Below are 12373 nucleotides of genomic sequence, written 5' to 3' on the forward strand. Positions count from 1 at the left end.
CGTCAATTTCTATCAGCGATACTTCTTTTTTTGACAGAAATCGACCAAATTATAATCTCTTTTATTATTTTATTAAATATTACTCCAAATGTGAGCCGTGATTAGCTTCAAACTAGCCTCTTTAATGAATTCTTTTCTAAATGGATGCATACAATGGAAGCAGTGTTTTGCTATCCGTCTGCATTGAACGAAGAAAGGATGATGTCAACATGTGTGGAATTACAGGATGGGTATCCTATCGGAATTCATTAGAAAATGAATATAAACTCGTAGAGAAAATGGCTGATACATTAAGTTTGCGTGGGCCCGATGATACAAATGTGTGGGTGAGAAGGCATGTTGCATTTGGTCATAAACGCTTAGTAGTAGTTGACCCTCACGGTGGAAAGCAACCAATGACTAGAAAAAAAGAGGAAAACGCATATACGATCTGTTATAATGGCGAGCTTTACAATACAGAGGATATTCGGAAAGTGCTTGTATCAAGAGGATACTCGTTTCAATCACATTCTGATACAGAAGTTCTATTACTTGCCTATATTGAATGGCAAGAGCAATGTGTGGAGCATCTAAATGGCATTTTTGCTTTCGCTGTTTGGGATGAAAGTAAGGAAAAATTATTTATCGGAAGAGACCGTTTGGGGGTTAAGCCGCTCTTTTATCACGAGCAAGACGGCAACTTGCTTTTTGCTTCGGAACTAAAGGCGATCTTGGCGCACCCCAAAGTAAAAGCTGAAGTTGGAGTAGATGGATTAGCGGAAGTGTTTGGGCTAGGGCCTTCTCGTTCACCAGGTCACGGTGTATTTATAGGTGTGAAGGAATTACGACCGGCCCATGCTTTAACTTATTCTAAAGAAGGATTAAAGATCTGGCGCTATTGGAATGTAGAAAGTAAAGCCCACACAGATAATGTAGAAGAAACAGCTGAAAAAGTTCGGCACTTGTTTACAGATGCCGTGACTAGGCAGCTTGTTTCAGACGTACCCGTGTGCACGTTTTTATCTGGTGGGTTAGATTCCAGTGCTATTACTGCCATTGCTTCAAATGCTTTTGACAAAGAGGGTAAAGGCCCTCTTCATACGTATTCAATTGATTATGAAGATAATGACAAATATTTTAAAGCGAATGAATTTCAGCCGAATTCCGATCAACATTGGATTCAATTGATGTCCGATACGTTTAACACGGTGCACCATCGTTCCATTATAACGACAGATCAGCTCGTCGATCATTTATCAGATGCTGTTTATGTTCGTGACTTACCTGGAATGGCCGACGTCGATTCTTCACTTTTATGGTTCTGTAAGGAGATTAAACAGGAATTTGTAGTGGGGTTGTCTGGTGAATGTGCAGACGAAATATTCGGAGGCTATCCTTGGTTTCACCGAGCAGAAGACTTAGCTTCGAGTGCATTTCCATGGATGAGATCAACAGAACTTAGAGTAGATCTTCTTCAATCCCACTGGAAAGAAAAATTGAATTTACAGCAATATGTGCAAGATCGTTATGATGAAGCAGTGAAAGAGACACCTGTATTAGATGGAGAATCTCCTGAGGATGCAAATAGAAGACAATTATTCTATTTAAATATGATTTGGTTTATGACGACACTCCTTGATCGTAAGGATCGAATGAGTATGGGAGCTAGCCTTGAGGTCCGTGTACCGTTTGCTGACCACAGATTAGTAGAATATGTTTGGAACATTCCTTGGGAAATGAAAATGTATGGTAATCGTGAAAAAGGTATATTACGAAAAGCGTTAGAGGGACTTCTTCCCCAAGATGTTCTTTATCGTAAGAAGAGCCCTTATCCGAAAACACATAATCCTACCTATACGAAAGCTGTAAAAGGTTGGATGGAGGAAATTCTAGCAGATAAGTCATCAGCGCTCTTCCACTTCTTTGAAGCTCAAAAGCTAAAGGAAATCGTAGAATCGGAAGGGCAAGCATTTAAAGTTCCATGGTTTGGTCAACTTATGACAGGACCACAGCTGCTCGCTCATCTTGCTCAAATTCATGTTTGGTTTAACAAATATGGGGTGAATGTTAAAGAATAAATGATCATTCCTTCATGGTTAACTATTTTTGTTTATTTATTCCAATTCTACCATCAGCAGTTCATAGTTCAATCCACTCAATATTGAAAAGCACAGCTAGGAGTTATTGCCTAGCTGTGTTTATTTATTTTACACGTTCGATATTTATGAGTGTTAAAAATAAATAAAGTACTGTATAATATTTGTATAACTAATGTACAGATAATAGTGAGGTGATGGGTTTGTCAAAGAGTATAGCGATTGTTGGTGCTGGTCCTGGTGGATTAGCTGCTGCGATGATTCTGGCTAGTAGTGGGTATGATGTTCAGGTATTTGAGAAGAGAGACACGGTTGGTGGACGAAATTCCGCGATTGAGATAGAAGGATATACGTTTGACATGGGCCCAACTTTTTTAAGTATGCCTCACATTTTAGAAGAAATCTTTCAACGTGCAAATCGAAATCTACATGATTATATGAATCTAGTCGAGCTAGATACCATGTATGAATTAATTTTTCCAGATCTAACAGTTCAAATGACACGAAATCCTGATAAGATGAAAGAAATAATAGAAGAGAAGTTTCCAGGAAACAGTGCTGGATATGATCGTTTTATGAATGAAACAAGAAAAAAGATGGATGCACTTTCTCCTATTTTACAAAATAAAATGGATTCGTTTATGGATTTTTTCACCTTGAAGATGATTAAAGCTATTCCTCAATTAAGTTTGACAAAGAGCCTCTATGAGGTGTTAAGTGATTACTTCAGTGATGAACGATTAAAGCTAGCTTTCACTTTTCAATCTAAGTATTTAGGTATGTCACCATGGGAGTGTCCCGGCGCCTTTTCGATCCTATCGTTTATGGAGCACGAGTATGGGATTTTTCATCCAATTGGGGGATTAAACCAAATATCTAAAGCGATGGCACGAGTGGTGGAAGAATATGGTGGAAAAGTCCATTTAAACAGTGGTGTTCAAAAGCTTTGGCAAAATGGAAAACAAATTAAGGGTGTTATCCTCGAAGACGGGACAAAGCATGCGTTTGACGATGTCGTTATCAATGCAGATTTTGCACATGCGATGAACACTTTAGTGGATCCTACAACCATTAAAAAATATCATCCTACAAAGCTTGACAAAAAGAAATATTCCATCTCTACTTTTATGATGTATTTAGGAGTCAACACTACATTTGATTTACCACACCATACCATTATCTTTTCAGATGACTATAAGGAAAATGTCGAGCAAATTACGAAGGATATGGTGATACCGTCTAATCCGTCCATCTATATTCAAAACGCTGTGGTAACTGACCCAACACTAGCACCAGAGGGTAAATCTAGCTTATATGTACTAGCACCTGTGCCTAACAATTTTAGCTTAGTAGATTGGGAACAGCATAAAGAAGCATTTAGAGAAGCAATCCTTGATCTACTAGAAAAGAAGACTTCTATTCAAAACATCCGAGAACATATTGAAATTGAAAAGATGATCACTCCTCTCGACTGGGAGCAAGACGTTCATGTATATAAAGGGGCCACCTTTAATTTAGGTCATCAGCTCTCTCAAATGATGCTATTTCGCCCACATAACCAATTTGAAGAATTAGAGAATTGTTGGTTAGTTGGTGGTGGAACACACCCTGGTAGTGGGCTGCCAACTATATTGGAATCAGCAAGAATTACAACTAATCTATTAATGCAAAAGGATAAAAGTATATCAGTGTCAAAACCAAAACAAAATGCTGAAAGTGTGGGGAACCCTTTATGAAAATAGCGATTGTTGGTGGTGGAATTGGCGGACTGATTTCAGCTCTTCTTCTATCAAAAAAAGGATATGAAGTGGAGATTTTTGAGGCAAAGAAGCAGCTAGGTGGTCGCCTTTCTTTTGTCGAAAAGGATGGTTTTCGAATTGACAAAGGACCAACGATTGTTTTACTTCCAGATATGCTTAGGGAGATATTAGATGAAGCGGGCATTGCTTCAAATGAGTACGAGCTTCTCCTTTGTGACCCGATGTATTCACTTCATTTTACTGATGGTACTACTTACACAAAATATCCAACAGTTGAACAACAAGTAAAAGAAATTTCTAGAGTTTTTCCTGGTGAGGAAGAAGCCTTTAAACGTTACATGAATGACATGAAGATTAGATTTTTAATTGGAAAAAAGGCATTCTTAGAAAAATCATTTGTTACTAAATCAAGCTTTTATACTACTAGCAACCTGAGGAATTTAGTGAACCTGAAAGCCTATCAATCTGTGACAAGGCAGGTTAAGAGTTACTTCAAGCATCCTTATTTACAAGAGAGCTACCGTCTGCAAACACTTTATATTGGTGGAAATCCTAATACAGCTCCAGCCCTATACAATCTTATTCCCTATAGTGAGCACGAACACGGAATCTGGTATGTAAAAGGTGGGTATGCGAGTCTAGTTTCTCTCATTCATAGGGAGTTAAACAAGCGTGGTGTATCCATTCATCTTGAAAAGCATGTTGAACGACTAACCGTGCAAGATAGTCAGGCCACAGGGTTGATTGTTGATGGAAATGACTACGAGTTTGATAGAATTATTCTGAATGGTGATTTTCCTCTTGTGAAAAAGCTAGTTCCCGATCAACTTACAAAAAAAACGTTTGAGCCATCTTCCGGATGCTATCTACTATACATTGGTTTAAGTAAAGTGTATGAAAAGACACCACTTCACCAATTCTTTATGTGTGAAGACTTCAATACTCATATGAAACAGGTATTTCAGACAAAAGAAGTACCAGTGAATCCATCTTTTTACACATTTTATCCAACGGTTGTTGACCCTACAACTGCACCTGCTGGAAAAAGTATTTTATACGTTCTCATTCCAGTCCCTTCAGGTCAACATATTGATTGGGAGCAGAGTTTTATTAAAGAGAGAATACTAGAGCAATTAGAGGATCGTGGATTTCCAGAACTACAACAGCACATTGAATGGATTGAAACTAGGGATCCATCAGATGCAGAAAAGGACGGGTTGTATGAGGGCGGTAGTTTTGGGATTGCCCCAACATTAATGCAGTCAGGTGTTTTTCGTCCACAAGTAAAGCCGTTCCAGTTATCTAATGTTTATGCAGTTGGTGCATCCATTCACCCTGGTGGTGGGATTCCGATTGTGATGCAGGGAGCGAAATTAGCCGTTGAAATGATTATGGAAGATGCGCCACTAGGGAGGGATACAGTTGAGTCAATTAGCGAAAGCCTATCAAGTTTGTGAGGGTATTGTTTCCCAGCACTCCAAAACTTTTTATAAGGCATTTACAGTTCTACCATCAAAGGAAAAGAAAGCGGTATGGGCAGTTTATGCTTTCTGCCGTTCGGTAGACGATATTGTCGATGAAGGAGAAAATCCAGAACAGCAATTACAAGAATTCAAAATGACGTTCGATCAATTTGTTGTTGGGAGCTTACAAACGACAGACCTTAGGTGGATAGCGCTTCGAGATGTCTTTGACACATATGAGATGGACGTAGAACCCTTTTACGAAATGATTAAAGGTCAGGAGCAGGATTTAACGAAGGTACGCTTTGAAACGATTGAAGAGGTCTTACAGTACTCTTATTATGTGGCAAGTTCTGTTGGACTCATGTTACTTCCGATTTTAGCTCCTGCAAATTCTCATAAATTGCGTGATGGAGCCATTTACTTAGGTCAGGCGATGCAAATCACAAATATCCTTCGAGATATCGGGGAGGACTTTGAACGAGGTCGAGTTTACATGCCAAGAGACATCATGGCCAAACACCAATACTCCTTCTTTGACATTAAACATCAAGTCATCAATTCTTCTTTTATCTCCTTATGGGAGGAAATGGCAAGTGTTGCAGAAGAACTGTATGAGGAAGTCTTTAAGACGATAGATGAATACCCTCTCTATTCAAGAACTCCTGTAAAAGGTGCAGCTTATTTATATCGAGCGATACTAGGCTCTGTTAGGAGAAATAAGTACCAAGTCTTCAAAAAGAAAAACTTTGTGAGCCTTGAAGAGAAGATAAAAATTATGAGTAGTGTATTGCAATAGAAAAAAGTCTAAAATCTATTTCCTAAAGGTTGGAGTGTTTGAGTTAAGTAAACTTGACACTTTTTTTAATTTATTGAAATTCAATAATTCCTTTCTAGATTGTGGATTTACTGGGATGATCAGATGCTAGAAATAGTTCTAAGGGAAATTGTAGGATGGTTAATGATGGGTAAAAAAGTGGAGATTGATTGGGGAGGTAATAAATTTTTGTTTAAAACCATTACTACTGTTTTTAGATTATAAGTATTTATTTAATTTGAACTCAATCCATAAACATATTAAAAAAATCACCTGGTCTTACTCTAATAATATTTCCAATTGATTTTGGGAACCTTTTAGTATTACTTGTAACTATAAATCTGCATTTCTCATGAATTGCTGTTACCCAAACAGGTACTTCTTGCTCGTCATAGTATCGGAGGGGATCCTGAAGTCCAGCATCTTCAATTAATGAGACGGCATTGGTAGTTGAGAACCCACTAATTTCAGCTAATGCTTGACCAATTCGCATTTCATTTCTTCTGATAATCTCCGAGTGATATCTACCAACCTTGCTGTTTACAGCAGGGGAGTTACTTAAAATCGGATATACGAAAAGTTCTAAGAAATCTTCAACCAGTTCTTTCTTATACTTCATTCCACTTATCCCATCGTAAACTGCCTTTTTGTAGAATTCCAACAGGCATACTTTAGATAATATAGGATGAAAATCAACGGTCTGTGAAGCTAGGCGTAGTAATTGACGATTCACCCCATCCGTTATAAGTGCGCCGCATAAAACCGTTGTGTCAAACATTACTGAAGGGGTGTTGTTATAGGAATTCTGATTCATCAAGATCCCCCTTATTTTTATTGATTTTATTCAGCTTATTTTCAAAAATTCTTCTTTTTCGTGCATCGTCATGGGTGATGCTAAAGTATTTTTCGGGAATACGCCAATGTCCACCTTCTGTTTGATAAGCATCTGGATATTTTCTTTTCTCGCACCATCGCCTTATTGTCTGGTCAGAAACCCCAACAATTTCAGATGCTTCAGAAGATGTATAAGTTTCTGAATCTATCTCTTTTATGTTTCTTTCATCTAGCATTGCTTGCACTTTAGAGTGTGTATTGAGCATTTGAACTAATATTTTTTTTCTATACACGTCTCTATCAGTGTAAGGTGCTGTTTGAGTTAGTAGATCGATATAATCTAATACATGTTCGTTAGCCCGTTCAATCTCCTTTAGTTCTATAAGTTGATGAATGGTTCGGTCAATGTGCTTAAATGTTAAAAAAAGTTCTCTTGGAGGAATATCCAACGAAATATCATGTAAGAAATCAGTTGGCAACTTCAGCATGGAGAAGGTTTTGTCTACTAAGCTCCTAAATAAAGCTTGTGCATTTTCAATATGATTTTCATCTTTTAGAAGTGCAACAGTTTCCCACAGGATGTCTTCATCACGTTCGTGTATCATTATTTCCACCTCCACTTTCATTATTTGTTGAATATTATCTACAAATCAACAAAAGTAAACATAGAATCATCAAAGTTGTATCATTATCCCACTAGCTGAGTGGAAATCAACCACTCTTCTAATGGGCAACAAAGTTTACGAAAACTGTTTTTCTTTAAAACACTTACAAAAACCATTTATTTGGATTTTTTCTTAAAAAAATGATTGGAGAATGTCATTCTGAGTAAAGGAAATAATCATTATTATCCATTTAATCACATTGTATGAGTTGTATTTACAAGATATCTTTTAAGTTGCTTTACTAGTATCCATTTTTTGCTTCTTCACAATCTCCCGAGCCACATTCATCCCGCTTATTGTCACCATAGGAGAGCCACCACCAGGGTGAGTGCTTCCACCTACAAAATATAAGTTCTTTAAGTCTTTGCTTTTATTAGAAGGACGCAAAAAGGCATTCGCTTTTTCATTGGAAGAGATTCCATATAAACTACCCTTAAAAGCATAAAATTGCTCTTGAATATCAGATGGAGCAATCACCTTTTCTTCTATAAGATAAGGTCGTATATTCAGTCCTTCTTCTTCAAGTCGATTGTAGATCATTTGTTTATACGTATCTTTATCAATGGTCCTATTTTCATCTGTAAGAGAAGGGGCATTAACTAAGATAAATAGATTATCACCTTTAGGTGAAATCGTTTTATCTGTAAATGACGAATTACAAATATAGATTGTAGGGTCTGATGAATAGGTCTTATGCTCAAATAAGTCTTCAAATTCCTTTTTATAATCCTTTGAAAAAAATACATTATGATGTAAAAGCTGTCTATACCTTGTTGAAACACCTGCTAAAATAACAAATGCTGAGATGGAAGGCTCTATTTTTTCTATTTTTTTATCCGAAAGAGATCTACGTTTTTGTTCATGAATAAGCTTCGGCAAAGAATGAAAGAGATCCCCGTTTAGGATAACTTCATCACATTCGTATGCTTCACCGTTTTCCAAGATGATGGATTGCACACTTCTACCGTTCACAATAAGCTGTTTGACTTCGGAATTTGAGTGTAACCCCACACCTAGTTTTCTTGCCACGTCTACAAATGCGTCTGCGATTTTATGTGTTCCACCTTTAACGGTGAATACCCCTTGGACAAGCTCTAAATAAGCAATCATTCCAAAAGTTGCAGGAAGTAAGTAAGGGGAGGATCCAACATATGTCGCATAACGCTCCAGGGACTTTTGAACGTTCTTGTTCGAAAAGTATCTCCCGATAAAAGAGTGCATGGTTGTATGAGGTTTCGCTTGGACTAAGGCTAATGCGAGACTTGGTGATAAATAATCCTGCCAGGAAGTAAAGGTTCTAGGGAGAAAGTATTTATCTGAGAGTTCATAGAGCTTTTTCACTTCACTTAAAAATTTTTCATATTGCTTGGCACCTAAGGGGTCAAGCTTGCTTAACTGTTGCAACATAACTTCCTTAGACGAGGAAAGATCGAATACTACATCAGAGAAGAAGTTTCGAGTATGTACATCTATTTTTTCAAATTGTATGTAATCATCAGGATCTTCACCTGTTTGGGATATAACCTGCCCAAAAACATGAGGCATGGTAATTGTGTTTGGACCAAAATCAAAAGAATAGTCACCTAACGTAACCTTCATTAGCTTTCCACCGAAATGATCATTTTTTTCAAACACGTCAACTAGAAAGCCGTGATGTGCTAATGTAATGGCAGCAGATAGTCCACCTAGTCCGCCACCGATAATCGAAATCTTTTTCATCATGATTGTTTCACCTCACTTTCGATATATTCTTTGCTTCCATTCATATCCTGCCCCAAAAAAATAGGCTCGCATTGCTTCAAACAACAAACAGATTAACATGAAGCTAGAGAATGGCATCATAATAAATAACCACGCTTTCTGCTTAGTCACCACATCAACAAGTAAGCGTTGTAAAAAGATGAAAAGAATGGGTAAATAAGCCCCGATACTAGTGAATCCAGTTAGAAAAGGAAAAACAAACGGAACTAAGTAAAAAAGGAAATAAAATAGGATAATGAATAGACTTAATAGAATCGAGCGACCTAACCCATTAAAAATATTCTTCTTAAAGCCATTCCAAACCTCTTGATTCGTTTCATACATATGACAAGTGACGAAAGAGGTAATGTTGGTAAGAATAACATTAGCACCCTTTTTTTTCATTAACATAGCAAGTTGTACGTCCTCTACAAGCGATGATTTAACAGCCTCATGCCCCCCAGCTTCTAAGTAGGACAGTCGATCAAACAGCATAAATGCACCATGTGCGGCAGTTGCTGCTGGAAAAGTAGACCGATTGGCTAGAAAAATAGGAAGATGAAGAAAGACGACAAAATGTTGCATAGGGACTAATAACTTACTTAGTAGGGAGGTTACAGGAAATGCAGGAAAACCAGTGAGCAGCCCAGCGTTTTCTTTCTTCAATAATTGAACAGCTTGTCTAATAGAAGAAGACGTAAGTCGCACGTCAGCATCTATGAAACAATAAAGTTCACTATCTCTCACTGCTTGGCTTAATTGATGGCAGGCAAACACCTTACCGGTCCAACTGTTCGGAAGTTCCTGCCCCTTAAGGATAACTGAATTTTGTAATCCCTTTGTTTCATTAAATAATAGATCGTAAGTTTGATCTGTAGAATCGTCATCAAGAAAATAAAAGGATAGACTTGGATAATCTAGTTTCTTAAGGCTTTCTACTAAAGGTTTTACATTTCTAGCTTCATTGCGTAATGGAATTAAGATAGAAACAGAAGGATGAACAAATTGATTCCTCTTTTGTTTTAAAGAAGGAAGGAAGAGTGAATTAATAACAATCCAGACAAAAAGAATAGCATGTATTAGGACAAATAACTTTATGAGAAGTTCTACTATCATTCAATCTCTCCTATCATAGGATCTTTGTAAAAGTATCTAGACGTTCATGAATCACTAAGTCTCTTAATTCATCCAGTTGCTGTGTGGATATCTCTTCCAAATGCTGGGTCTTCTCTTGCTTACTTTTTTTATCATCATGGTAGTTGATAGACTCGCCAATTGTGACAAAAATATAAGGCTTTCTCTTATGTAAAAAAGAATAATAGTACGAGACAGGAATAAGTAGGCTAGAGGTAGCCTTTTCATGCAAGTATATGGCACCTGACTGAAACTTTAGGGGTCTACTTTCAAGATGTGCTTCATCACCCTGAGGAAAAATCCAAACACTTTTATTTTCATTCAAAAGCTTGGATCCATAGGTCAATGATCGAACGACGTCTTTAACATGATCCCGTTGAACGGAGAAACATCCAATCTTTTTAAAAAACGGGAAATCTGTTAACCCTTTTTCGCTCATCATCGCATAGCTATCATGTTTGATATGATCATAGTTTAAGTAAAAGCAAACAAGTGGATCCCACCAAGAGCTATGATTGGCAATGAACAAAGCAGAATGCTGATGAGTATCTGTAGTTCCTTTTATATAAATTCCTTCAAAATGAAAACGAAGAAGACGTTTATTAAACTGATGAAATAACCATTCAAACGGCTTGCTTTTTTTTGCTTCAATCAATGCGATCGCCTCTTTGTGTAAAAATAGAATCCTAGAATAAGACCAGTAATCAATAAAACTAATATAGCTCCAAGATATAATCCTCCGATTAAACCGATAAAACAAAACATGAGAACAAGAAGAAAATAAAGTGTGATGGCTCTTATTTTCCAAGTCATCTGAAAATCAGAGGCTTTTTCTTTGCCATAAAAAAATATAGAACCAATGAAGTGAAACAGAAAAGCAAGAATCCACCATCCGAGAAAATTTGATGCTGGGATGTCGTAATAAAACCCTGGTTCTTCCCAGAGCCAATATTCCTTAAGTTGAAAGGCTACAGGATCAATAATCAAATCTAATAGAACAGCTAGCATTGAACCTATTAGAGGGAAGAGAAGAAAACGACTCAATCTTGTAGATAAACCACGGAGCAAATCCTTTGTAAGTGCGTGAGTTGAAGAAATAACAGCAACCCATGCAAAGCCGACCGCTAACGGAACATCAAATAGTTGAATCCAAAAATGTGATGTATAAGAGTATTGACCAAAGAATAGACCATAGGTTGTCCCCATATATTCCACCCATATAGAAAGAATAAGGACAAACACACTATATAGAATTCCTTTTAAAGGAGAATAGGTAAAGCATAAATAAAAGATACCAATTCCACCTGCTAAAATGATAAACAATGCATTTGCCCATTCCCAAGAAGGAGGGAGAAGATCAAATCCGACTAAAATAAGGCCACCAATATACCAAACGATAAAGAATCGATAAAACCAATCTGGCAACGTTTTCAACACAAAATCACCCCAATCTCTTTAAGTATAAAAGGAAAGTGGGGGATATGTATATTTTTAATACGCAAAAAACGGTAACTTTCAGAAAACATTTGGATGAGATAGTTACTTCGAATTATTTTTTTAGTAACTTCACCTTTATAATGTTCCATAAAAAAGGCAGTACTAGAAAAACGAATGCAAACAATATGATGGCTCCCCCAATAGCTCCGATTGGGATTCCTTCAAATCCACTGATGAAATATTCACTACAAACAAAAATAAATATTCCTAAAGCTAAGGTAATGAGAGAAGAGATGAGCCAAGTGAAATCGCCAAATTTATACAGTAATAGAAAAATGGTTACGCCAAGCAGAAAACCCACCAGTAAAAGTATCTCTAATAATCCCACCAATCTCACTCCCTATATCCACTTTATTGTAAATATACGGTTTAATTCGCGATATATTAT

General features: G+C 37.0%; 11 protein-coding genes. 4 read left to right on the forward strand and 7 right to left on the reverse strand.

Annotated elements, in window-relative coordinates; translation table 11 throughout:
• Positions 1 to 209: 209 nt before the first annotated feature.
• The 4 genes from asnB (at position 210) to ACOI1C_RS07725 (ending at position 6097) form a co-directional block, all read left to right on the forward strand.
• Positions 210 to 2057, forward strand: coding sequence for an asparagine synthase (glutamine-hydrolyzing) (gene asnB, locus ACOI1C_RS07710; RefSeq protein ID WP_422509611.1), 1848 nt, complete (start codon positions 210 to 212; stop codon positions 2055 to 2057).
• A gap of 221 nt (positions 2058 to 2278) precedes the next feature.
• Positions 2279 to 3811: a phytoene desaturase family protein gene (locus tag ACOI1C_RS07715; RefSeq protein WP_422509612.1), complete on the forward strand. Its 1533-nt coding sequence runs from the start codon at positions 2279 to 2281 to the stop codon at positions 3809 to 3811.
• The gene (locus tag ACOI1C_RS07720; protein ID WP_422509613.1) at positions 3808 to 5292 is read left to right on the forward strand and encodes a phytoene desaturase family protein; all 1485 of its coding nucleotides are present in this window, start codon (positions 3808 to 3810) and stop codon (positions 5290 to 5292) included. Before ACOI1C_RS07715 ends, ACOI1C_RS07720 begins: the two co-directional genes overlap by 4 nt.
• A complete protein-coding gene (locus tag ACOI1C_RS07725) occupies positions 5258 to 6097 on the forward strand; it encodes a phytoene/squalene synthase family protein (protein WP_422509614.1) in 840 nt (279 codons plus the stop codon). Before ACOI1C_RS07720 ends, ACOI1C_RS07725 begins: the two co-directional genes overlap by 35 nt.
• A 262-nt stretch (positions 6098 to 6359) precedes the next feature.
• Here the strand turns inward: ACOI1C_RS07725 and ACOI1C_RS07730 are convergent, their stop codons facing one another.
• The 7 genes from ACOI1C_RS07730 to ACOI1C_RS07760 all read right to left on the reverse strand — a co-directional run bounded on the left by ACOI1C_RS07730 (position 6360) and on the right by ACOI1C_RS07760 (position 12313).
• Positions 6360 to 6929 carry a PIN domain-containing protein gene (locus ACOI1C_RS07730; RefSeq protein ID WP_422509615.1) on the reverse strand — a complete coding sequence of 190 codons (570 nt, stop codon included), beginning with the start codon at positions 6927 to 6929 and terminating at the stop codon, positions 6360 to 6362.
• Positions 6910 to 7554: a helix-turn-helix domain-containing protein gene (locus ACOI1C_RS07735; RefSeq protein ID WP_422509616.1), complete on the reverse strand. Its 645-nt coding sequence runs from the start codon at positions 7552 to 7554 to the stop codon at positions 6910 to 6912. Before ACOI1C_RS07735 ends, ACOI1C_RS07730 begins: the two co-directional genes overlap by 20 nt.
• A 288-nt stretch (positions 7555 to 7842) precedes the next feature.
• Entirely contained in the window at positions 7843 to 9336 is a 1494-nt protein-coding gene (locus ACOI1C_RS07740) for a phytoene desaturase family protein (RefSeq protein ID WP_422509617.1), read from the reverse strand.
• A gap of 12 nt (positions 9337 to 9348) precedes the next feature.
• Positions 9349 to 10470 carry a glycosyltransferase gene (locus ACOI1C_RS07745; RefSeq protein ID WP_422509618.1) on the reverse strand — a complete coding sequence of 374 codons (1122 nt, stop codon included), beginning with the start codon at positions 10468 to 10470 and terminating at the stop codon, positions 9349 to 9351.
• 13 nt (positions 10471 to 10483) lie between these two features.
• Positions 10484 to 11143, reverse strand: a complete 660-nt coding sequence (locus tag ACOI1C_RS07750; RefSeq protein ID WP_422509620.1) for a lysophospholipid acyltransferase family protein — start codon at positions 11141 to 11143, stop codon at positions 10484 to 10486.
• The gene (locus tag ACOI1C_RS07755) at positions 11140 to 11925 is read right to left on the reverse strand and encodes a carotenoid biosynthesis protein (RefSeq protein ID WP_422509622.1); all 786 of its coding nucleotides are present in this window, start codon (positions 11923 to 11925) and stop codon (positions 11140 to 11142) included. Before ACOI1C_RS07755 ends, ACOI1C_RS07750 begins: the two co-directional genes overlap by 4 nt.
• 112 nt (positions 11926 to 12037) lie before the next feature.
• A complete protein-coding gene (locus ACOI1C_RS07760) occupies positions 12038 to 12313 on the reverse strand; it encodes a hypothetical protein (protein WP_422509623.1) in 276 nt (91 codons plus the stop codon).
• Between the last annotated feature and the right edge of the window lie 60 nt (positions 12314 to 12373).

Origin of the sequence: Bacillus sp. DJP31, assembly GCF_049310945.1 — a bacterium.
Taxonomy (GTDB): Bacteria; Bacillota; Bacilli; order Bacillales; family SA4; genus Bacillus_BS.